The 22,233-nt window shown below is 66.2% G+C and carries 25 protein-coding genes; all 25 read left to right on the forward strand.

From position 1 onward, the window contains the following. The 25 genes from KF785_02635 (at position 1) to KF785_02755 (ending at position 22,226) form a co-directional block, all read left to right on the forward strand. The gene (locus tag KF785_02635; GenBank protein MBX3145641.1) at positions 1-609 is read left to right on the forward strand and encodes a hypothetical protein; all 609 of its coding nucleotides are present in this window, start codon (positions 1-3) and stop codon (positions 607-609) included. Next, on the forward strand, positions 606-2,462 hold the full coding sequence (locus tag KF785_02640; protein ID MBX3145642.1) for a TonB-dependent receptor plug domain-containing protein: 1,857 nt from the start codon (positions 606-608) through the stop codon (positions 2,460-2,462). The genes KF785_02635 and KF785_02640 overlap by 4 nt, the downstream gene beginning before the upstream one ends. Positions 2,463-2,607: 145 nt before the next feature. After that, positions 2,608-3,471 carry a YicC family protein gene (locus KF785_02645; GenBank protein MBX3145643.1) on the forward strand — a complete coding sequence of 288 codons (864 nt, stop codon included), beginning with the start codon at positions 2,608-2,610 and terminating at the stop codon, positions 3,469-3,471. Next, entirely contained in the window at positions 3,441-4,112 is a 672-nt protein-coding gene (gmk, locus tag KF785_02650; GenBank protein ID MBX3145644.1) for a guanylate kinase, read from the forward strand. The genes KF785_02645 and gmk overlap by 31 nt, the downstream gene beginning before the upstream one ends. Then, on the forward strand, positions 4,112-4,339 hold the full coding sequence (locus tag KF785_02655; GenBank protein MBX3145645.1) for a hypothetical protein: 228 nt from the start codon (positions 4,112-4,114) through the stop codon (positions 4,337-4,339). The genes gmk and KF785_02655 overlap by 1 nt, the downstream gene beginning before the upstream one ends. 4 nt (positions 4,340-4,343) lie before the next feature. Next, positions 4,344-5,537: a bifunctional phosphopantothenoylcysteine decarboxylase/phosphopantothenate--cysteine ligase CoaBC gene (gene coaBC / locus KF785_02660; GenBank protein MBX3145646.1), complete on the forward strand. Its 1,194-nt coding sequence runs from the start codon at positions 4,344-4,346 to the stop codon at positions 5,535-5,537. After that, complete coding sequence (locus tag KF785_02665; protein ID MBX3145647.1) at positions 5,530-6,396, forward strand: uracil-DNA glycosylase; 867 nt, start codon at positions 5,530-5,532, stop codon at positions 6,394-6,396. Before coaBC ends, KF785_02665 begins: the two co-directional genes overlap by 8 nt. Next, the gene (gene dnaB / locus KF785_02670; protein MBX3145648.1) at positions 6,359-7,741 is read left to right on the forward strand and encodes a replicative DNA helicase; all 1,383 of its coding nucleotides are present in this window, start codon (positions 6,359-6,361) and stop codon (positions 7,739-7,741) included. Before KF785_02665 ends, dnaB begins: the two co-directional genes overlap by 38 nt. A 4-nt stretch (positions 7,742-7,745) precedes the next feature. Next, a complete protein-coding gene (gene radA / locus KF785_02675; protein ID MBX3145649.1) occupies positions 7,746-9,104 on the forward strand; it encodes a DNA repair protein RadA in 1,359 nt (452 codons plus the stop codon). Continuing rightward, positions 9,088-9,795 (forward strand): 2-C-methyl-D-erythritol 4-phosphate cytidylyltransferase, encoded by a 708-nt coding sequence (gene ispD, locus KF785_02680; protein MBX3145650.1) that lies wholly within the window; start codon positions 9,088-9,090, stop codon positions 9,793-9,795. The genes radA and ispD overlap by 17 nt, the downstream gene beginning before the upstream one ends. Continuing rightward, positions 9,792-10,442: an L-threonylcarbamoyladenylate synthase gene (locus KF785_02685; GenBank protein ID MBX3145651.1), complete on the forward strand. Its 651-nt coding sequence runs from the start codon at positions 9,792-9,794 to the stop codon at positions 10,440-10,442. Before ispD ends, KF785_02685 begins: the two co-directional genes overlap by 4 nt. Then, entirely contained in the window at positions 10,442-10,903 is a 462-nt protein-coding gene (locus KF785_02690; GenBank protein ID MBX3145652.1) for a low molecular weight protein arginine phosphatase, read from the forward strand. Before KF785_02685 ends, KF785_02690 begins: the two co-directional genes overlap by 1 nt. Then, positions 10,900-11,694, forward strand: coding sequence for a hypothetical protein (locus KF785_02695; protein ID MBX3145653.1), 795 nt, complete (start codon positions 10,900-10,902; stop codon positions 11,692-11,694). The genes KF785_02690 and KF785_02695 overlap by 4 nt, the downstream gene beginning before the upstream one ends. Further along, positions 11,666-12,406, forward strand: coding sequence for a ComF family protein (locus KF785_02700; GenBank protein ID MBX3145654.1), 741 nt, complete (start codon positions 11,666-11,668; stop codon positions 12,404-12,406). Before KF785_02695 ends, KF785_02700 begins: the two co-directional genes overlap by 29 nt. Before the next feature lie 49 nt (positions 12,407-12,455). After that, complete coding sequence (gene gap / locus KF785_02705) at positions 12,456-13,472, forward strand: type I glyceraldehyde-3-phosphate dehydrogenase (GenBank protein ID MBX3145655.1); 1,017 nt, start codon at positions 12,456-12,458, stop codon at positions 13,470-13,472. Then, on the forward strand, positions 13,469-14,662 hold the full coding sequence (locus KF785_02710) for a phosphoglycerate kinase (GenBank protein MBX3145656.1): 1,194 nt from the start codon (positions 13,469-13,471) through the stop codon (positions 14,660-14,662). The genes gap and KF785_02710 overlap by 4 nt, the downstream gene beginning before the upstream one ends. Beyond that, positions 14,659-15,408 (forward strand): triose-phosphate isomerase, encoded by a 750-nt coding sequence (gene tpiA, locus KF785_02715; GenBank protein MBX3145657.1) that lies wholly within the window; start codon positions 14,659-14,661, stop codon positions 15,406-15,408. The genes KF785_02710 and tpiA overlap by 4 nt, the downstream gene beginning before the upstream one ends. Before the next feature lie 132 nt (positions 15,409-15,540). Further along, positions 15,541-17,490 carry an Ig-like domain-containing protein gene (locus KF785_02720; protein ID MBX3145658.1) on the forward strand — a complete coding sequence of 650 codons (1,950 nt, stop codon included), beginning with the start codon at positions 15,541-15,543 and terminating at the stop codon, positions 17,488-17,490. Positions 17,491-17,944: 454 nt separating this feature from the next. Further along, positions 17,945-18,298 (forward strand): preprotein translocase subunit SecG, encoded by a 354-nt coding sequence (secG, locus tag KF785_02725; protein ID MBX3145659.1) that lies wholly within the window; start codon positions 17,945-17,947, stop codon positions 18,296-18,298. A gap of 40 nt (positions 18,299-18,338) precedes the next feature. Then, complete coding sequence (gene carA, locus KF785_02730) at positions 18,339-19,463, forward strand: glutamine-hydrolyzing carbamoyl-phosphate synthase small subunit (GenBank protein MBX3145660.1); 1,125 nt, start codon at positions 18,339-18,341, stop codon at positions 19,461-19,463. Between the two features lie 75 nt (positions 19,464-19,538). Further along, a complete protein-coding gene (locus tag KF785_02735; GenBank protein MBX3145661.1) occupies positions 19,539-19,874 on the forward strand; it encodes an integration host factor subunit beta in 336 nt (111 codons plus the stop codon). A 118-nt stretch (positions 19,875-19,992) separates the two neighbouring features. After that, positions 19,993-20,241 carry a MoaD/ThiS family protein gene (locus KF785_02740; GenBank protein MBX3145662.1) on the forward strand — a complete coding sequence of 83 codons (249 nt, stop codon included), beginning with the start codon at positions 19,993-19,995 and terminating at the stop codon, positions 20,239-20,241. Between the two features lie 3 nt (positions 20,242-20,244). Further along, positions 20,245-20,697: a molybdenum cofactor biosynthesis protein MoaE gene (locus KF785_02745; protein ID MBX3145663.1), complete on the forward strand. Its 453-nt coding sequence runs from the start codon at positions 20,245-20,247 to the stop codon at positions 20,695-20,697. Next, on the forward strand, positions 20,694-21,713 hold the full coding sequence (gene moaA / locus KF785_02750) for a GTP 3',8-cyclase MoaA (protein ID MBX3145664.1): 1,020 nt from the start codon (positions 20,694-20,696) through the stop codon (positions 21,711-21,713). Before KF785_02745 ends, moaA begins: the two co-directional genes overlap by 4 nt. Positions 21,714-21,722: 9 nt before the next feature. Next, on the forward strand, positions 21,723-22,226 hold the full coding sequence (locus tag KF785_02755; GenBank protein MBX3145665.1) for a tRNA (cytidine(34)-2'-O)-methyltransferase: 504 nt from the start codon (positions 21,723-21,725) through the stop codon (positions 22,224-22,226). Positions 22,227-22,233 lie beyond the last annotated feature (7 nt).

The raw sequence follows: 22,233 nt of genomic DNA on the forward strand, positions 1-22,233 counted from the left end.
GTGTATCGTCTGCTGGTCGGTGCGCTGCTGGTCGGCCTTGCCTCAGGGTGCGGTTCGAACCCAACTGGCGCCACAACCGAAGTCGCCTTCGACTTTGCTTTCGAGGATGCCGTGGGCGACACGACCGCCGCAACCTCCAACCCGGACAACGTGCCCGCCATCGATCTGATTGGCGTGTCCGGACGGGTCGAGGCGTCGTCGGTTCGTGTCACCCTCGAGTTTGCCGATCCGATTTCCCGCTGGAGTGACGGCCTGGCCAACGGTCTCGACGGGTTCATCCATTTCGATGTCGATCAGAATCCGGCAACCCCGGTCAACCCGTTCGCGCTGGGTGGGGAGTTCTATCTCGACCTCCGCGACAATGGCTTCGGCAAGGTCGGCCTGGTGGCCGTCACGGCCCGAACGATTACCGTGCTCGATGCCACCTTCGAAGGCAACCGTTTCGAGGTCGTGGTGCCCCGACGGTCCCTCCAGATCCCGACGGATACGGACAACCGGCTCGATCTTCTGGTCCGGGTCGGGGCACGCAACCGGGTGCCGCTGACAGACCGCGGACCGGACGGCGATGCCCGGTACCGGCTGGAGCCGCCGGGCGAGGAGGCGCCATGAGCCGTTACTGCGGCCTGATCCTGGCGCTTGGGGTGTGGCTCGTTGTCGGGCCGCTCTCTGCGCAGGTGCCCGACTCACTTCCGGCCGACAGCCTGGCCGCAGCGGATACCACCGACTACTCGGCGATGTTTCTCCGCGCCCACGAGGAGAGTCGGGTCCGGGTGCCCGTTTATCCCCGGCTGGGCCGAGCCGGGCTCCTTCCGGCGCTGGCGCGGCGTGTGATCGAGCGGGATTCCGTCGAGTGGCACGCGGCGCAGACGGTGTCGGACCTGATCACCAAGATTCCCGGTGTCTACCTCGCCAGGGGCGGTTGGGTCGGCCGGCCGGAGCCGCTGTACTACCAGGGGCGCGGGATGGCCTCGGCGGAGTACCTGATCGACGGCTTTCCTCTGGTGCCGCTTGGCGCGGACAGTATCAGCATCGATCCGTCGCTGCTTCCGCTCAGCTTCTTCGACCGGGTCGAGATCGAACGGTTGCCGGGGCAGTTGCGGATCCATCTGTTCACCCGACAGTACGATCGCTTGCCGCCCCGCACCCGGGTTGGGGTCGGCAGCGGCGACTACGACATTGCTCGCTACCTGGGCTCGCTCGAGCGGCGGAGTCGGGGCGGATTTGGGTTCGTAGTAGCTGCGGACCACCTTGCGATTCCCTTGCGCACCGGTGATCAGGGGGCCTACAGCAGTACCCAGCTCTGGCTGCAGCTGAGCTATGCGCCCGAGCGGCGACCGTGGAAAGCGATGGCGCAGGTGATCCGCGGCGGGTTCACCCGGGACGTCATTCGGGCGGTCAGTCCCGGAGGGCAGACGCTGGGTGACTCGCTGTCGCTTGGCATCGACGGCAGCCGCACCGATGCCCAGGCCAGCCTGGTCTTTCAGCCTCGCAACGACGGACTGGGGCTGCGAGCTGCGTTGCTGGCGGGCTACAGCAGCTGGTCCGAGGATTCGACGGCGTTATCGCTTGGTTCACCCGACGGTCATATCCGGTGGATCGATCAGGCGCTCTGGCAGTTTGGTGCGCAACTGGGGCTGCGAAGCCGAACTGCGAGCTTCGATGCGACCGCCTGGCACCGGACCCGGTGGACGCCGATCGACGTGCGGGCCAGCCTGGGGGTCAATCCAGTCGGGCCCATTACGCTCAGCGCGGAAGGTGTCTACCGCCAGCACGAGCAGGACCGGGTCAGCCAGTGGGTGACTGGTCGTGCCGGCATTGCGTTGCCACTCGGCTTTCGCGCCACCGGCCAGGTGCGCAGCGGGAAGGTTGTGGCCTCGCCGGCCCGGTTGGACGAAGCGGCGCAGGACCTGACCGATCTGGGCGGGCTGGTGGCGCTGGGTGGCTCGCGTCTCTGGGCCGAAGCGGGCTACTGGCGTACCAGCGGGTACGCGCCGTCGGCATTCCCGCTTTACCCTGGCATCCGGTCGATCGGCCCCAGTGCTGAGACCAACTGGCTGACAGTATCGGGGCGGATCGCCCCGTTTCAGTGGTTCAGCATCGACGGCTGGTACAGCAATCCGATCAACGGCCGCCCGGAGGCGCAACCTCCGACCCACTCGATCGTCAATGCCACGCTGCAGAGCCGGTTTCTGCCGACATTCCGGAGCGGCATCTTTGCCCTCAAACTGCAGGGCAGCATGGAGTCGTGGGGCACCGGTACCGCCGGTCGCACGGCCGACGGTGATCTCATCACCCTCAAGGGCGCCACCTTCTTTCGGGCCCACATTCAGCTCAAGATTGGCGACTTCGTTGCCTACTATGACCAGGCCAACTCCCAGGCGAGCCGGCTGGGCTACGTTCCCGATCTCGCGATGCTCCGGATTGCCAGTACCTTTGGGGTTCGCTGGGAGTTCTCAAACTGATCCCCTCCGCCTGTAACCGCTTGCCATAGCGTCGGATAGCTCGATCCCCGGGGCCGGACCGGCGGCCTACCTTCGGCGGTCGTAATCCGGTAGATTTCAGGGCTAGGCCTGGCACGTGATTTCAGGAGGTCCGTTGGCGCAAAGCATGACCGGCTTCGGTGCCGCAGAGGGTTCGGTCGGTGGCGGGGCAATCCGCATCGAACTCAAGTCGGTCAACCACCGGTACCTGAGCATGTCGTTCAAGGCCCCGGGCGACGTCAGCGCGTTCGAGACTGAGGTACGCGAGCGGCTGCGCCGCGACTTTGAGCGCGGGCACGTCACCGTTTCGATTCGCTGGCTCGAGGCTACGGTTTCCGAGCGTGCGCAGGCCGCTGATCCGGCCCGAGTCGCGGCGGCGGTCGCTCGGCTGGCGAGCATTGCCGACGCCGCGGGGCGACCCCGCAGCGAGATCACCCTCGACTTGGTGGCGCGGCAGCCCGATCTGTACGCCGCAGCCGACGAGGCGCCCGCCATCGAGTGGGCGGCCGTGGAGGCCGTGCTTGCGCGGGCCATTGCAGCGCTTCGGGAAACCCGGGTTCGGGAAGGGGCGGCCCTGCTGGCGGAGCTCGAGACGCGGGTCGCTGCTCTTGCTGCGCAAGCGGACGCGGTCCGCCGGCTGGCGCCGGAGCGGCTGGTTCGGGAGCGAGACCGATTGCGGAATGCGGTGCAGACGCTGCTCGATGGCCGCGCCGTCGATGACCAGCGGCTGAGTCAGGAGCTCGCATTTCTGGCGGAACGGCTCGACATCACGGAGGAGTTGGTCCGGCTCGACGCGCATTGCAGCGCCTGTCGAGCGGTGCTTAGCGGCGAGAAACCAGCCGGTAAACAGCTCGGATTTCTGGCCCAGGAAATGGGTCGCGAGGTCAACACCATCGGATCGAAGGCCAACGACGCCGCGATCCAGCACCTCGTGGTGGAGATGAAAGGGGAGTTGGAGCGATTCCGGGAACAGCTCGAGAACTTAGAGTAAGACGCTTTCTCCTGGTGCTCTCGTCTCCCTCGGGAGGCGGCAAGTCGACGATTGCGCGGCACCTGCTGGCCGGTCGGGACGATCTCGTCTACTCGATTTCCGCGACGACGCGACCGGTCCGGGAGGGTGAAACGGAAGGCGAGCACTACTACTTCCTTTCCCCGGACGAATTCGCTCGCCGGGTTGCGGACGACGAGTTTCTCGAGTGGGCCGAGTACGGCGGGTACCGCTACGGGACCCTTCGCGCGGAGATCGAGCGTGGGTTGGCGTCGGACCGGCACGTCGTGCTCGACATCGACGTCCAGGGAGCCGAGCAGCTTCGGGGGCGCTTTCCGAACGCGGTGCATGTCTTCATTCTGCCGCCATCGGCAGGTGCGCTGGTGCAGCGCTTGCGCAGCCGGAATACCGAATCGGAGGCAATGGTGCAGCGGCGCCTTGCGGTGGCCTCTGAAGAGCTGGGGCAGGCGGACAAATATGACTTCGTCGTCGTCAACGACGATCTGGTGGAGGCCGTGGCGCAGGTGGCGGCAATTCTCGATCTCGAGGCCCGCCGTCCCGAACGGCTGCTCAACCTGACGAGTGTGATCGAGCAGTTGCGCCAGGAGCTGGCGCCAGTCTTTCTAGAGGAAAAGAGGAGCTGATGGAGATCGTTACCCCGACCGAAGCGGCCAGGCACGCCGGAACCAAGTACCGGAGCATTCTGGTTGCCGCGCGCTTTGCGCGCATGGTGAACGAGTTGCCGAAGGAGAAGCAGGCACAGCTCGAAACCGTGCATTCCTACAAGAAGCTGACCACGCTGGCACTGCGGAAGCTGGCCTCCGGTGAACTGACCTTCCGTGAGCTTCGCCGCCGTCGGACCGAGGTCTGACGCCATGTGGGCCGACCGTCACGTCGTGGTCGGCGTGACGGGTGGCATTGCATGCTACAAAAGCTGCCACCTCGTTCGCCACCTCGTCGAATCCGGGGCGCAGGTCGATGTGGTGCTCACCCGGGGAGCGGCGGAGTTCGTTCGGCCGCTCACTTTCGAAGCCCTCTCCGGCCGACCGGTGCTCAGTTCGCTCTGGGAGCCGGACCGCGCCCTTGCCCATATCCAACTCGGGCGTGATGCCGACCTGATCATCGTTGCTCCAGCCACCGCGCATGCGCTTGCGCGGCTGGCCCATGGCATGGCCGACGACTTCCTGACGGCCCTCGTGCTGGCGACGACCAAACCGGTGCTGTTGGCGCCGGCCATGAACGACGCCATGTACGCCGCCGCGCCCACCCAGGACAATCTCCGGCGCCTGATCGATCGCGGCATGACGATCGTCGGACCGGACACGGGGCCGCTGGCAGAGGGGCCCGCTGATCGCCCCGGACGGATGACCGAGCCGGACGTGATCGTGCGCCATGCTGCCCGCCTGATGCGCAAGAGCGCTGCCTGGTCGGGTCGCCGCGTCGTGGTCACCGCCGGCCCGACCCGGGAGGCGATCGACCCGGTGCGGGTGGTGACCAATCGATCGAGCGGGAAGATGGGGTACCGCATCGCCGAGGCGGCTTGGTTTCGCGGGGCGGAGGTGACGCTGCTTGCGGGGCCGGGCGCCGAGCCCGATCCCGACGGCGTCACGGTCGAGCGGATCGAGTCGACGGCCGAGCTCGATGCGGCGGTGCGTCGCCATCTGCCTGCGGCGGACGTGCTCGTCATGGCGGCGGCGCCGGCTGACTACCGGCCGGTTGCGCCGACCGATCAGAAGCGTCCGCGTGAACAGGGAACGCTGACCCTCGAGTTCGAGCCGACGGCGGATATCCTCCTGGGCACCAAGGCGGTGCGAAAGCCGGGGGCGCTGATCGTGGGGTTTGCGCTGGAAACCGGCGATGCGGTCGCGAAGGCAGCTGCCAAGCTGGCGCGCAAGGGACTCGATCTGATCGTGGCCAACGATGCCACGGAGCCGGGGGCCGGCTTTGAGGTGGATACGAACCGGGTCACCCTGGTCGACCGCGACGGGGGGCAACAGTCTGTTCCGCTGCAGTCGAAGGGTGCTGTGGCGGAGGCAATCCTGGATGCAATCGAGGTGCGGCTTGGATGAGCTGCGGCGCCGGTATCTCCGGCAACAGGTCGAGCTCGGTGGACCGGATTTGGTTGCCAGCATGCCCCTGTCCGACCTCTTGGCCAGGCCAGCACGAGGGGTGCAGCCGTCGCTGCCGTCCTCGCCGGAAGAGGGGCGAACCCGCCCGGCCGCTCCCGCGCTCCCGGCGGGTACCGGGGCCGAGACGCCGGCGGGCGCCGCAGCGCCTGCCGGAGCAGCGGGGGTTCGCGACTGGCGCGTTGGCGCCCCGCCGATTCCTGGACCGGGGCTCGTCATCGAGCCACCGCTGCTGGGGACGACTCCTGCCGATTGGACCACGCTCGACGCCGTGGCGCGCGTCGTTGCCGGCTGTACCAAGTGCGCCCTGGCGCAGACGCGAACCCAGACGGTTCCAGGAGAGGGGAACTCGAAAGCCCAGCTCATGCTCGTGGGCGAGGGGCCGGGCCAGACGGAAGACGCAACCGGACGGCCATTCGTTGGTCGTGCCGGGGAGTTGCTCAACGGTATTCTGGCGGCGATCGGTTTCGAGCGCGAGGAAGTGTTCATTTGCAACGTGGTCAAGTGTCGACCGCCGCAGAATCGCAAGCCGCTGCCCGACGAAATGTCGGCCTGCTCCTCCTACCTCGACGCCCAGTTACGGCTGGTCCGACCGAAGGTTATTCTTGCTCTCGGGAGCACGGCCGCCGAAGCATTGCTCAAGGTCAAACGCTCACTGACCGATTTGCGCGGCCAGGTGCACTCGTATCAGGGGACACCGCTGGTGGTGACGTACCACCCGGCCGCGCTCCTCAGGAACCCGAATTGGAAGAAACCCACCTGGGATGACGTCCGCATCGCCCGACAACTTGTTGACCGTTGAACAGACCCTCCGGGGCGCGCCCTGGAGTCAGGAAGCTGAGCAAGCGGTGTTGGGCGCCATGATCCTCGATCAGGACGCGGCGCTTCGCGCGGTCGAATCGCTCGACCACTCGATGTTCTATCGTGAGTCGCATCGCCGGCTGTTCCGTGCCCTGGTGGCGCTGACGGAGCAGCGGGTCGTCGTCGACCACATCACGCTGCGGGACGAGCTGGTGCGGCGCGGGGATCTCGAAGCCGTCGGCGGGATGGAGTACCTGGCCGAGGTGGTCGACGCGGTGGCGACGGCTGCGAACCTCGACCACCACGTCCGGATCGTCAAAGACAAGGCAATTCTGCGGCGCCTGATCGAGGCGTCGACGCAGACGATCACCGAAGCGTACGATGCCAAGCTGTCCTCCGGCGAACTGGTCGATCAGGCCGAAGGACGGATCTTCAAGATTTCTCAGGAGCGCAAGCAGGACGGGTTCACCCGGATCAAAGAGATGTTGTGGCCGACGATGGAGCGCATCGAAACGCTCCAGAAGAGCGGCAAAAAGATTACCGGGGTGCCGAGCGGCTTCACAGATTTGGACGAGCTGACCTCGGGGTTTCAACCCTCGGAGCTCATCATCGTGGCTGCGCGTCCGTCGATGGGTAAGACCGCATTCTGTTTGAACGTCGCCACGGAGGCCGGGCATCACGGCAGCGGGGTCGCCATCTTTTCGCTGGAAATGTCGAAGGACTCGCTGGTGCAGCGCATGTTGTGCGCCGAAGCCCGGGTCGACAGCCAGGCTGTGCGGCGCGGCATGCTCAAGGATCGGGACTTCACCAACCTGGCCCGCGCCGCCGGGATTCTGCAGCAGTGCCCGATCTGGATCGATGACACGCCGGCCATCACGCTGCTCGAGATGCGTTCCAAGGCCCGGCGACTGAAGGCCGAGTCGGATCTGGGCATGATCATTGTCGACTATCTCCAGTTGATGCGCAGCCCGGAGTACGCCGAGAACCGGGTTCAGGAAGTTTCGGACATTTCGCGGTCGCTCAAGGCGCTTTCGCGTGAGCTGTCGGTGCCGGTCGTGGCGCTGTCGCAGCTGTCGCGCGCGTCGGAACAGCGGGGCGGCGATCGGCGTCCGCAGCTCTCCGACCTGCGCGACTCGGGCGCCATCGAGCAGGACGCCGACGTCGTGATCTTCATTCATCGACCTGAGTACTACGATCGCGAGGACGAATCGAAGCGCGGCCTGGCTGAGATTATTCTGGCCAAGCATCGTAACGGTCCGACGGGAGACATCAACTTGCGGTTCCATCGGGAGTTTACCCGGTTCGAGGACTTCTCCAACCGGGAACCGGCGTCGTCGGGGTATTAGCGCAATGGCCAAGCCCCGATCGGTGTACCGCTGCGCTGAATGCGGACACGAGCACGCGAAATGGGCCGGGCGATGCGAAGCATGCGGCGCTTGGAACTCGGTAGCGGAAGAGCCGACCGAGGCTCGCCCGGTCCGACGGTCAGTGGCGAAGCGTGCGCTGCCGGACGACCGGCGCCCTCGTCCGCTCGGCGACGTGGCAGGAGAGCGCCTCGAACGATGGTCGCTCGGGATCCCGGAACTCGATTTCGTTTTCGGTGGTGGCGTCGTTCCCGGATCGATGTCGCTGATCGGCGGGGAGCCGGGCGTCGGCAAGTCCACCCTGCTGCTCCAGGCTGCTGCCCGGCTGGTGGAGAGCGGGCGGCGGGTTCTCTACGCCAGCGGCGAGGAATCTGCTGAGCAGATCCGGCTCCGTGCCGATCGGCTCGCGGAAGACGCTCGCGGGGTGCTGGTGCTCGGCGAGACTCATCTGGAAACCATTCTGGCAGCGACCCGTGAGGTTGCCGCCGATCTGCTCATCCTCGATTCGATCCAGACGGTCTTTACCGACGCGCTGGAGAGTGCGCCCGGCAGCGTGGGGCAGGTCCGGGAATCGGCCGCGAGGCTGATGCGCTTTGCCAAGGAGTCCGGCGTCAGCGTGGTGGTCGTCGGTCACGTCACCAAGGGCGGCATGCTCGCCGGCCCCAAGACCCTCGAGCACATCGTTGACACCGTGCTCTACTTCGAAGGTGAGACGTCGCTCAACTATCGCCTGCTGCGCGCGACGAAGAACCGCTTCGGTTCCGTCGATGAGCTGGGCGTCTTTGCCATGTCGGATCGGGGGCTGACCGGCGTGCCGAATCCGTCGGCGCTGTTTCTGGAGGCCCGTTCGACCACGACGAGCGGTAGCGCCGTCACGGCCCTGATGGAGGGTACGCGGCCGGTGCTGGTCGAAGTCCAGGCGCTGGCTGCGCCTTCGGGATACGGGACCCCGCAGCGGGTGGCCACCGGGCTCGACCCGAAACGTCTGGCGGTGCTGCTTGCGGTGCTCGAGCGTCGGGGCGGACACAACTTCGGCGCGCTCGATGTCTTCGTGCAGGTGAGCGCCGGAGTGCGACTCACCGAACCGGGTGCGGACCTGGCGGTTGCCGCAGCGTTGGTCTCGAGCCTCCTGAATCAACCGACGCCTGCCGATGCGCTCTTTCTCGGCGAGATCGGCCTCGCCGGGGAGGTCCGCCCGGTCGGCGGGATCGATCGGCGGCTCGCCGAGGCCGGCCGACTCGGTTTCCGTCGGGCCTACGGGTCAGGTCGTCACGGCGAGTCGCCGGGTATCAAGTGTGTTTCGCTCGATCACATCGATGAGCTGGTGCATGTCCTCGCGGCGTGACGTCGGCGTCATCGTCGTGGCGGGGGGCCGTGGCGTCCGCGCCGGCGCCGGCGACCCGAAGCAGTATCGACTGCTGGGCAAGGTGCCCGTCCTGCTGCGGGCGCTCCGGCCGTTTCTGGCTCATCCGGCGGTCGACCGGATCGTCGCGGTTTTGCCGCACGCGGATGTGTCTGCGCCGCCGGAGTGGCTGGCTCCACTGGTTGGCGACCGCCTGACGCTCGTGGCTGGAGGGGCGGAACGAATGGCGTCGGTCGAGCAGGGGCTTTCGCAGCTGACGGCGACAATGGCGGTTGTCGTCGTTCATGACGGCGCACGACCGTTCGTCGATGCCGCGGTGATCGATGCGGTCATCCTCGAAGCAAGGGCCGGGCGGGGGGCAGTCGCGGCTGTGCCGGTGTCGGATACGATCAAGCGGTCTGGGGTCGGACCGGCCGGGCAGCCGGCCATCGTTGAAACGGTGTCGCGCGAGGGGTTGTGGCGGGCGCAGACCCCTCAGGCGTTTCCCACAGAGGTGCTGCGCCGCGGGCTCGCGGCGGCGCGGGCGGCGGGGGTTACGGTGACCGATGATGCGCAGGCGGTGGAGTCCCAAGGACTCGCCGTCGTGCTCGTTCCCGACCGCCCCACCAATTTCAAGCTGACCACGCCGGATGATTTTGCGCTGGCGGAAGCGTTGCTTCGGGGGGAAAGGTGATCCTGCCGTTTCACGACGACGACGAGGTTGATGCCGCCGCTGCGGTCGTTGGTCCGCACCTGGCTGGGGGTGGCTTGCTCGGCTACCCGACCGAGACGGTCTATGGACTCGGTTCGTTCGCGACCGATGACGGGCTCGATGCCCTCGCGCGACTCAAGGGACGTCCCGAGCGGAAGCCGTTTCTGCTGCTGATCGGGAGCCGCCTCATGGCGGAGCGGGCGGGCCTCGTCTTTACTGCGTCGGCACGGGCCTTGGCGGACCATTTCTGGCCCGGACCGTTGACGCTGGTGCTCAAGGGCGGCGAGGGTCGCTTGCCGGAGCGACTGCGTGGCGCCGAAGGCGGCGTGGCCGTGCGGCATACCTCCCATCAGGGCATGGCACGCCTGATTGCCCGTCTCGACCAGCCGATCACTTCGACGTCCGCGAATCGCTCTGGCGGTCCGCCTGCTCCGGGCGCCGCCAAGCTGGCCGAGTTGTTTGCGCCGGCCGTCCTGGGCGGTCAGCTCATCGTTTTGGACGGTGGCGTCCTCGGCAACGTGCCGCCGTCGACCCTGGTCGACTGTACCACATCGGTGCCGACCCTGATTCGCGAAGGCGCGATTCCCCGGGACGAGCTCCGTCGCGCGGTAGGAAGGCTGGCACCCTGATGCGGGTTCTCATCGTCTGTACGGGCAACACCTGTCGCAGCCCGCTGGCTGCGGCGCTGATCCGACAGGGCCTGTTGCTGACTGGCCACAGCGGCGTCGAGGTCGAATCGGCGGGGACCGGGGCGTGGGATGGCGCGCCGGCCTCCGAAGGTGCCTACCTGGTGGCGCTGGAAAGTGGCCTCGACCTGTCGGCCCATCGGGCCAGGCTCCTGACCAAGGAGCTGGTCGATCAGGCCGATCTCGTGCTCACTATGTCCCGTCCGCATCTCGGTCGGGTCAGGGAACTCGGCGGCGGCAGTCGGGCTCACTTGCTGGGAGAGTATGCCGGCCTTGCAGGGGCTCAGGCAGAAGTTGGCGACCCGTTCGGCGGCGCGGTCGAAGAGTATCGGGCGACCTTGCGGGAGCTCGAGGTCATGATGCCGGCCATCTTGGCCCGGATCGTTGGTTCTGTCGGGTCATGATCTCGGCGCGGACCCGAACCTTTGCGTTGCTTGGCAATCCGGTGCAGCACTCCCTGTCGCCGGCGATGCACAACGCGGCGTTCCGCGCGCTCGGTCTTGATGCGGTCTATGTCGCGCTCTGCTGCGCTGCGGAGGACGTGGCCGGGCTGATGCGGGGCCTGGCCCTGGCCGGGGGCGGTGGCAATGTGACAGTGCCGCACAAGCCAGTCGCTGCGCAGGTAGCACGGGGTGCCGACGGGCGGTCCTTGGAGGCGTGCAATACTTTCTGGGGTGAGCAGGGCCGCGTCGTGGGAGACGAAACCGACTCGGCCGGGATTCGGTATGCCTGGGAGCGGCTTGGTGCTCCGTCGGGCGACTGGCTGGTGCTGGGTACCGGCGGCAGCGCGTCGGGTGCCGCGCAGGCTGCCCGCGAGCTCGGCGTTGGCGTCAGGGTTCGATCGCGGTCACCCGAGCGTGCGGCTCGGTTCGCGCAGGAGCTGGAGGAGCGGGGTACCCGGCGCGCTAATGGACGGATCGGTCTCGTGGTCAACTGCACCCCGCTGGGTCTGGCCGAACCCGATGCGATGCCGCTGGCGCCGGCGGAGGTTCCGCCCGGAGCGGTCGCGCTCGATCTGGTCTATCGCCCGGGGTACACGGTTTGGGTTCGCGCCTTGCAGAGCAGCGGGATCGCTGCGTGCGACGGGCGTGACGTGTTGCTTGGGCAAGGGGTTCGGGCGTTCGAACGCTGGTATCCTGAAGTTCCGGCCCCAGTCGAGGTCATGCGTGCCGCCCTGGACCGCCACCTGGTCTGAGGGGCTGATTGCCCTCGAACGCTGGGTGCTTCCCGGCGCGTGCCTGCTGTGTCAGGACCCGGTCGGCAGCCCGATTGCCGACCCGCTCGTCTGCGCGGTATGCCGGTTGCGGTGGCGCCGACTGCCGGAGCCGCGGTGCGTTCGGTGCGGACAGCCGATCGACCTCGATGCGGATTGCCGGATCTGCCGGGACTGGCCCGACGGGTTCCGAGGGGTGCAGAGCGCTGTCTGGTTGGAAGCCAGCGCGCGTCGGGCGGTGCATTTGCTCAAGTACGAGGGGTGGCGCCGGATCGCGGTGTCGCTCGCCGAGGCCATGCTGTCGCTCGAGCCCCTCGCCGACCGACCGACGCTGGTGCCGATTCCCCTGTCGGCCACACGGCTTCGGGCGCGCGGTTATAATCAGAGCGCCGAGCTGGCCGCCGCGCTGCTCGGGCGCCGAGGAGGGCGGGTCAGTTCCTGCCTGGTGCGGACTCGGCATACGCGGACCCAGACCACGCTGACGCCGGAAGAGCGCGCTGCCAACCTGGCGGGCGCCTTCGCCACGACCGGCGCGGTGCCGTCGCGTGTCGTGCTGGTGGATGACGTATTCACGACGGGTGCGACGCTGGTTGAAGCTGCGCATGCTTTGTTGGAGGGTGGGGCGGTGGAGGTGTCGGCCGTGACCTTCGGGCGCGCGGAACTGCCACTGGCCGCCGTGAGCAGGATGGTGTGAGACCGAGCAGGTATCTGACGATCATTTAGCGGAAGTTCGAGGAGACGACATGGCGATTCGAGTGGCAATCAACGGGTTCGGCCGGATTGGCCGCAATGTGGTGCGGGCGGCGACGGTAGAGGGAACCCCTGAACTCGAGATCGTGGCGGTCAATGACTTGACCGATACCAAGACGCTGGCCCACCTGCTCAAGTACGACTCGGTGCACCGCAAGTTCCCGGGCACCGTCGAGACCGCCGAGAACGGCATCGTCGTCAATGGCAAGCTGATGCGGGTGCTGTCCGAACGGGATCCCGCAAAGCTGCCGTGGAAAGAGCTCGGGATCGACGTCGTGCTGGAGTCGACCGGTCACTTTACCGATCGGGACGGCGCGGCCAAGCATCTCGCGGCCGGTGCACGTCGCGTCGTGATCTCGGCTCCGGGCAAGAACGAAGACATCACGGTCGTGTACGGAGTCAACCACACCGCGTTCGATCCGGCCAAACATTTTGTCATCTCGAATGCGAGTTGCACCACCAACTGCCTGGTGCCGGTCGTCAAGACGATCCGTGATACCTTCGGATTTCAGCGCGGCTACATGACGACGGTGCACGCCTACACCAACGACCAGCAGATTCTCGACCTGCCGCACAAGGATCTGCGGCGGGCCCGGGCGGCCGCGCTGTCGATCATTCCGACGACCACGGGTGCCGCGAAGGCAACCGCGCTGGTGATTCCCGAGGTCAAGGGCAAGATCGACGGGATTGCACTCCGGGTTCCGACGGCCGATGTATCGCTGGTCGATCTGACCTGCATCGTCGAGAAGCCGACCTCAGTGGCCGAGGTGAATGCCGCGTTCCAGGCTGCCGCGGAGTCGGGCCCGCTCAAGGGCGTGCTGGCCGTCAGCGATGAGCCGCTCGTGTCGGTCGACTACACCGGCAACCTGGCCTCGAGCACCATCGACATGCTTTCGACGCAGGTGCTCGACGGCACCATGGTCCATGTCTCCTCGTGGTACGACAACGAGATGGGGTATTCGGCCCGCTGCGTCGACCTGTTGCAGTACATCGGAACGCACGGCGCATGAAGCGGACTCTCGCATCGCTCGATCCGGCGTGGCTGGACGGGCAGCGGGCGCTGGTCCGGGTCGATTTCAATTGCCCGGTCAAGGATGGCGCCGTCACGGACGAGACCCGGATTCGTGCCGCCCTGCCGACCATCCGGTACTTGCGGGAGAAGGGTGCTCGGGTGGTGCTGCTGACCCATTTCGGGCGGCCCAAGGGCAAGGTGGACCCCGCCTTCTCGATCAGGCCGATTATCCGGCCGCTCGAGCGGCTGCTGGGCGTGCCGGTCAGTCTGCTCGAGGATCCGACCTCCGAGGCAGCAGCGCAGGCCTCGCGCCGGTTGCCGCGGGGCGGTGTGGCACTGGCCGAGAACACGCGGTTCTATGCCGGCGAGGAAAAGAACGATCCGGAGCTGGCAAAGCGTTTTGCTGCGCTGGGTGATTTCTATGTCAACGATGCGTTCGGTGCGGCCCACCGGGCGCATGCGTCGACCGAGGCTGTCGCGCATTTGCTCAAGCCCGCGGTGTCCGGTTTTCTGATGGAAACCGAGCTCAAATATCTCGGTGACGCCCTCGATCAACCGAAACGTCCGTTCGTCGCCGTGCTCGGCGGTGCCAAGATCTCCGGGAAGATCGATCTGATCGATGCACTGCTGCCCAAGGTCGATGAGATCCTGATCGGTGGCGCCATGGCCTGCACCTTTTTCCGCGCCATGGGCCTGGAAACCGGCAATTCGCTGGTTGAGGCCGATCGGGTCGAACTGGCCCGTGCGCTGATCGACCGCGCCGGCGACAAGCTGGTGCTGCCGAAGGGCGGGGTGATCGCGCCTGATCTGAGGGAAGGCATTACCACGCTCACGGTGCCGCGCGAATCGGTACCGCCTGGCTTCGCAGTTTTCGACATCGACCCCGCGACGGCGCGAAGCTTTGCGGAGCGGATCGTCGGCGCCGGTACCGTGGTGTGGAACGGTCCGATGGGAGTTTTCGAGACGAAGCCCTTCGATCAGGGAACCCTGGCCATTGCCCACGCCGTCGCCGCCGCGACGAGCCGCGGCGCGGTCACGGTCATCGGCGGGGGTGACTCGGCGGCTGCCGTTGCTCAGGCGGGGCTGACCGACCAGGTCACCCACGTTTCGACTGGCGGGGGAGCCTCACTCGAGTTTCTCGAGGGTAAGGTGCTGCCGGGCGTGGCCGCGCTGGACGAGGTCGCATGAGTCGCCCACTCGTCTTTGCGGCCAACTGGAAGATGCACCTGACGCCCGATGAGGCCCGCGGGTTTGCCAGAACGTTCTTGGAGGGTTTTGCGCCGGTGCAGGGCCGGTCATACTGGTTTTTCCCCAGTGCGGTGAGTCTCGAAGCCACCGCCAAGGCGTTCGAGGGTCGGCCGGAAATTGTGGTAGGCGCGCAGGATATCTATTGGGAGCCGAAAGGCGCCTACACCGGGGCGACCTCGGTCCGGCTGGCCCAGGGAGCGGGCGCACGGCTGACGCTGATCGGCCACTCGGAGCGGCGGCATGTCTTCGGGGAGTCCGAGGACGACACGGCCCGGAAAGTGGGAGCGGCACTGACAGGCGGACTGGTACCGCTGCTGTGTGTCGGCGAGACGCTGGCGGAACGTGAAGCCGGCCAGACCGATGCCGTCGTGCTGCGCCAGCTACGCTCCGCGCTTCGCGGCTTGGCACCTGCTCACGTCAGTCAGGTCGTGCTGGCGTACGAGCCGGTCTGGGCCATTGGCACCGGACGGAATGCGACGCCTGAGGATGCGGCCCGGGTTCACGCTGTGTTGCGAGCCGAGTTGGTTTCGGCTGGCCACGCAGCACCCAGGATTCTCTACGGAGGAAGCGTCAACGCTTCCAATGCCGTGGCCCTGCTTGCCGAGGCCGAGCTGGACGGCGTCCTGGTTGGCGGGGCGAGCCTCGATGCCGCGGGGTGGCGGGTCATCGTCGGGGTTGGCCTCTGAGGTGCCGAAGGGGAGGTCGCTGACCGCTCGAGTCGCGCCCGATTCTCGCCCTTGTCGAGCCGGGTCGGCGAGACGTATACTCGCTCGTTCGAACGTCACTGCACCCCGATCCGCACGACTGGAGCCCTCCCGATGCGTCGTGTTCTTCTCACCAGTCTGGTGGCCGTCACGCCATTCGCGCTTGTCGCGCAAGTGGCGACGGTCGAGATCACTCCGGGCCGTGTCACGGCGCGCGCCGGTGATTCGCTTCAACTTGCCCTGACAGTCACCGACTCGGCCGGTCGGGTGGTTCCCGGCGCCTCGGCGCTCTGGATGGTCGGCCCTTTTGAAGTCGCTGCGGTCGATCAGAACGGCACGGTGCGCACCTTCCGACAGGGAACGGCACGGGTGCTGGCCCGGGTCGGGAACAAGGTCGGTTCGGCCGAGCTCGTGATCCTGCCCAAGCGGCCTGCCAACGTGGTGATGAGTAGCGGGTCGAGCGACGTCCTGGCCGGGGGCGTCACGCTCGTTCGGGGTGTTGCCGCGACCGAGGATGGGGAGCCCCGGCATGACGTGTCGGTCTCCTTTCGGTCGTCCGACCCGCGAATCGCAACGGTCGATGCGGGTGGTGTCGTCCGTGGTGTGGCGCCCGGCACGGCGGTCATCACGGGTCAGGCAGATGGCGCGCGGGGCGAGATCAGCATCCGGGTCCTGCCCAATCCGGTCGCGGCGGTCGCGGTGACCGGACCACGCATGGCCCGAACCGGAGACGTCGTGCGCTTCCGGGCCGAGGCGACTGCTCGCGACGGACGCAGTGCGGGCGAGGTCCCGGTTCTCTGGAGTGTGAGCGGCGGCGGAGGAGCCCGCGTCGATCCGGACGGAGGGTTCGTTGCCGAGGAGTCAGGCACCTATGTCGTCACGGCGGTGGCGGGCACCGTCGCGTCGGCGGCGTCGATCGTGGTGCGGCAGCGTGAGCATGATGTCACATTCGAGACGGTCGGTTCGGTCGTCTTCAGCGAGTTGCAAGCCGCGGAACACTGGGCGATCAACGACGTGCTGTATGTCAGCACCATTGCCGACCGGGTCTACAGCTTCGACATCCGTGATCCGGCTTCGCCCAGACTGGTCGACTCGGTCATGGTCGATGCGCGCATCGTCAACGATGTGTCCACCAACGCCGATGGCACCATCGGCGTGATTACCAGGCAGGGAGCCTCGTCGCGCAAGAACGGAATCGTCTTTCTCGACCTGGCCGATCCGCTTCGCCCCAAGGTACTCTCCGAGTACACCGCGACGGTCACGTCAGGTGTGCACAGTGCCTATGTCGATGGTCACTACGTTTATCTCACCGATGATGGTTCGCGCGGAATGATCGTGGTCGATTTCCGCGATCCGAAGCATCCACGGGAGGTCAGCCGCTGGTCCGTCGAGAACAGCCACCTCGCGGTCGATCAGTCGACCGGCACGACGGTCGGCCGCTACCTGCACGACCTCCAGGTCAAGGACGGCCTTGCGTACCTGGCCTACTTCAAGGACGGAGCCATCATCCTCGACGTCGGTAACGGGATCCGAGGAGGGAGCCCGGACAAGCCGCAGTTCGTCAGTCGCTACACCTACAGTACCACCGATTACTACCCGCCCGACATGCTGGCGGGAACGCATACCGTCTTCCGATTCCGCGACTATCTCGTCGTGGGAGACGAGGTCTTCCCGCAGTTCTTCGACAGCGATGCCCGAGATCGGATCCGGACGCTGGGGCGGCTCCACATCCTCGATGTCAGTGACATTCTGAATCCACGGAAAGTGGCGGAGTATCACGTTCCCGAGAACGGCAGCCACAATGTCTGGGTCGAGAACGACGTGATGTATGTCGGCAACTTCGAGGCTGGCGTCCGGGTCGTCGACATGAGTGGGGAACTGCGCGGCAACTTACGGCGGCAGGGCCGTGAGATCGGCTCGATCTGGGCCGCGTCGCCTGATGGTTTCCGGCCCAACATCCCCATGACGTGGGGTGCAACGCCGCACCGAGGCGTGGTCTACGCGACGGACATGAACAGCGGGCTCTGGGTCGGTCGGCTCACTCCGCAGCGGCCGGTGCCCTGACGGTCGTGTCTCAGCGGGGAGTTGGTGTTTCAGTGTTGTCCGAAACGCCCTGGACACCGGCTTGTCGGGCGCAGTGCGAGCAGCAGTAGATCACGCCATCCGCTTCCTGCCCGTGTCCGATGATCCGGCACTCGCAATGGGCACAAACGGGTGCCAAACGGTGGATGGCGCATTCGAACGAGTCGAAGACGTGGCGGTCTCCGCTTTCATCCGTTACTTCGAATGATCGGGCATAGTCGTTGCCGCATACTTCACAGACAGCCATGGTGACCTCCGCTGCTCGAGTGGTTGTACCCGAGTTGACGACCGACTGGCGGTTGGCCGCACGCCTGTGGGCCGGGTCGATGGCGGGCCCGCCAGGGTTCCGGACAGACCCGGTGTCGGGCGGCATCGGGTCCGGTTGACGGAACTCTATTCCGGGCATTATGTTAGAGGGCTTTTTCCAAGACGAACGATGCTCTACGGACTGATTCTCACACTCCTCGTCATCGACGGCATTCTGCTCGGCGTCGTCGTGCTCCTCCAGGCTGGCCAGGGCGGCGGTCTCGCCTCACTTGGCGGTGGAGGGACCGATCTCGTGATGGGCGGCCGCCAAGCGGTCACGTTGCTGCATACGCTGTCCTGGTGGACCGGGGGCATCTTCATGTTCCTCGCGCTGGTTCTGTCCTTCATGGCAGGCGGCAACACCGTTGGGACCTCCGCGGTGCAGCAGCAGCTCAGGAATGCGCCGGCACCGATCACGGCCCCGCCCATTGGCGAAGCGCCGGCGACGACGCCCGCTCCTATCACTCCTCCGGCCACGAACTAGGCGAGATGGTGAACTTGTTTGTTATGACCGGGGCGCTCGGATGACCGAGCGCCCCGCGTTTGTGTTGCTCGAGGATGGCGCCTGGTTCGCCGGCACCACCCGATATGACCTTGGCCCGGCCTACGGGGAGGTGGTCTTTACCACCAACCACACCGGGTATCAGGAGACGTTTACCGACCCGAGTTTCATCGGTCAGATCGTCGTGATGACGGCGCCCATGATCGGGAACTACGGTGTCAACGAGATCGACTTGGAGTCGGCCCGGCCCCAGATTGCCGGTGTCGTGGTCCGCGAACTGTCGCAGACCCACTCGAATTGGCGTGCGACCAAAGGCCTCTCGGACTGGCTGGCTGAGTCCGACATTCCGGTTCTGGAAGGCGTGGACACCCGGCGGCTGACCCGGCACCTGCGGGAGCGCGGAGCGATGCGGGGTGTCATTGCGGCCGGACTCGAACCAACCGACGATCTGCGCGCGGCACTCCTGGGCTCGCCGGGCATGGCCGGACTTGACCTTGCGTCCACGGCGGGCACTCGCGAGGTCTACCAGGAGGGGAGCGACAAGCGCCCCCATGTCGTGGCGCTCGATTTCGGCATGAAGCGCAACATCGTCCGGATGCTCGTGGAAGCCGGCTGCAGGGTAACGGTCATGCCCGGAAATACGCCCCCGGAAGATGTGCTGGCTCAGAAGCCGGACGGGCTGTTTCTCTCCAACGGCCCCGGCGATCCGGGAGCCCTGAACCAGGCAATCGAGAACATCCGTGCGCTGACGGGCACCGGTGTTCCGACGTTTGGCATCTGCCTGGGGCACCAGCTCCTGGGCTGGGCGTTCGGAGGTCGTACCGTCAAGCTTCCCTATGGTCACCGGGGCGGCAATCACCCGGTGCAGGATCTCGCAACCGGGCGGGTGCTGATCACCTCCCAGAACCACGGGTTCGCGGTCGAGGGGGGCGCTGACGGGGTTCCGGGGGCGCCAGATGTTGCCGTGACGCACATCAACCTGAACGACGGCACCGTCGAGGGACTGCGCCATCGCAAGCTCCCAATCTTTGCCGTTCAGTACCATCCGGAGGCTGCTCCGGGCCCGCATGACGCGTTCCCGCACTTCCAGGAATTTCTGACCCTGATGGCTTCACAAACCGTTAACCCCTTGACACACAAGGGTTAAGGCCATAGTATCGGTCGCCAAGCAGCGTCGATTCTGTCGGGGGTCGACGCTCGTTGTGACCCTGAAGGGGGGAGCATGACGAAGGCCGATCTAGTGGAGCAGGTCACTGCGGCGATGGCTCGCACGGCAGGACCGCTCATTTCCAAGAAGGACTGCGCTCGCGTCGTCGATGCGTTTCTCGACTCGATCAAGCTGGCGCTCAAAGAACAGCACAACATCGAAGTCCGCGGCTTTGGGACCTTCAAGATCCGTCGTCGGAAGACGCGTATGGCGCGCAATCCGCGCACCGGCGATCCGGTTGAAGTGGCTGCGCGGCCCGTGCCTGTGTTCAAGCCCAGCAAGGAGTTACGGGCCTTGGTCGCGGAGGAAAGCGACGAAAGTCCGAACCTTCGCAGCGAGGACCTCGGCTGACGCTCGAGTGTCGCCCTTCGATCGATTGCGGGGTCGGCGTCATGGCACGCCGACCCCATTTTCATGCCCTGCGGCCTGACGCCTTGCCGTCCGACCCCATGACGCACATTATCTGACTATGAACTCTTCACTCACCGTACTCATGTTTGCGCGGTATGCAGACGTCCTCGGAGCCGATCGACTCGAGGTGCCGATGTCGGCTGCCGCAACTATCGGTGATCTCGTCACTTACGTTCGGGGCCTTCCGGGAGGCGCTACCCTTCCATTCCGTCCTTTCGTCGCAGTCAACCTGGCGCAGGTCGAGATGGACTACGCGCCGAAGCCAGGTGACGAGATCGCGTTCCTTCCACCTATGGCCGGAGGGTAAACCATGGACCCCTTAACCCGTGAGCCGATCGACCTGAACGCGCTCATCAGCAACGTCGAGGGCCCCGATCGCGGCGCGGTTGCCACCTTCCTCGGTATCGTTCGGAACCATCATGACGGACGCACCGTCACGGAACTCGAGTACACCGCGTACGAGCCAATGGCTGCGGAACGTTTGCGGTCGATCGTGGCGGAGGCAGAGGGACTCTGGTCCGTTCGCGTCGCCGCAACTCACCGTCTTGGCTTGCTCTCGGTCGGCGATGCGGCCGTGGCCATTGCCGTGGCCAGCGGGCATCGCAATGACGCCTTTGTCGCGTGCCGATTCGTGATCGAGGAAATCAAGTCCCGGCTTCCGATCTGGAAACGTGAACGGTACGACGATGGCGCCGAGGTATGGGTCGATCCGACATCATCGAGTGGTGCGTACCCGGTATTGACCCAATTGCCGCACGAATGAGCCTGCTTGACGCGCTGGGGCGGCCGCTTGGCAGTCTCAGGTTGTCGGTAACCGACCGCTGCAACATGCGGTGCGGTTACTGCATGCCTAACGATCACTATGTCTGGTTGCCCCGCGCCTCGATCCTGACGTTCGAGGAACTCGATCGTCTCGCTGGCGTCTTTGCCGGTCTGGGCGCGCGCAAGGTCCGGCTGACGGGCGGCGAACCCTTGCTCAGGCAGCATCTGGACCGGCTGGTCGCGCTGCTGTCGGCGCGCCCTGAGATCCAGGACATCGCGCTCACCACCAATGGGATTCTGCTGGCGGAACAGGTTGGGGCACTGGCGGCAGCCGGTCTCGGCCGCATTACCGTGAGCCTCGACACGCTGGATCCGGCCCGTCTCAAGCTCTTTGCCCGATCCGACCGTCATAGCGCCATTCTCGAGGGCATCGCCGCAGCTGTCGAAGCCGGATTCAGCGTCAAACTCAATACGGTGGTGATTCGCGGCTACAATGATGATGAGGTGGTGCCGCTGCTCAGCTACGCGCGCGAACGGGGCCTGGAATTGCGGTTCATCGAATACATGGATGTGGGCGGCGCGACCGGCTGGCGCGAAGGGGCGGTCGTGCCCCGCGAGGAGATTCTTCGGGTCGTTGCCGAGGCGTTCGGTCCGGTGGTGGCGCTCGACGGCCGCGGCGGTGCGCCGGCCGAGCAGTTCCGGCTGGAGGATGGGAGCGTCTTCGGAATCATTGCGTCGACCACGGCCCCCTTCTGCGGCAAGTGTGACCGGAGCCGAATCACGGCGGACGGCACCTGGTTCCGGTGCCTCTACGCCGACGACGGACTCGACCTGAGGACACCGCTTCGCGATGGGGCAACCGACGGCGACCTCCGGCTGCTGATCACCGGAGTCTGGCAGGCTCGGATGGATCGCGGCGCGGAGAACCGGCTGGCCGAGCCGCGTCGGGGCGCGCTCTACGCGCTGGATGGCCTGCGCGCCGATCCGCGACGCGAAATGCACACGCGCGGAGGCTAGCGGCCGCCCGTGACCCTGCACGTCGCGTTGATCGAGCCGGAGATCCCGCCCAACACCGGGAACATCGCACGTCTGTGCGCCGCCACCGATGTCGCGCTCCATTTGATCGGGCCGCTCGGGTTTTCCGTCGACGACGCGCAGGTTCGCCGGGCCGGGCTCGACTACTGGCCCCATGTGGACCTCTGGGTTCACGCGAACTGGTTCGGGTTCCGCGACGCGATCAGTCGGGAGCGCTGCCTCTATTTCTCGGCCCGGGCGGAACGGCCCTTCTGGGAGGCGCCGTACCGGACCAACAGCTGTCTCGTGTTCGGGAACGAGACTGGCGGCATGCCTGATCGGATTTTGGCCAAGCACCCGGATCGCTGCTATACCATCCCAATGCCGGGCCGGGGCGTTCGGAGCCTCAATCTGGCAACCGCGGTGGGTATCGTGCTCTACGAAGGGATTCGTCAGCTGGGGGTGGAAGGGGTCGCTCCGGCCGGTCCTTCTCGATCTTCGCGGCGAGCGAAGTAAGCGCCTC

The organism is Gemmatimonadales bacterium, from assembly GCA_019637315.1.
In the GTDB taxonomy this organism is placed as follows: Bacteria; Gemmatimonadota; Gemmatimonadetes; order Gemmatimonadales; family GWC2-71-9; genus SHZU01.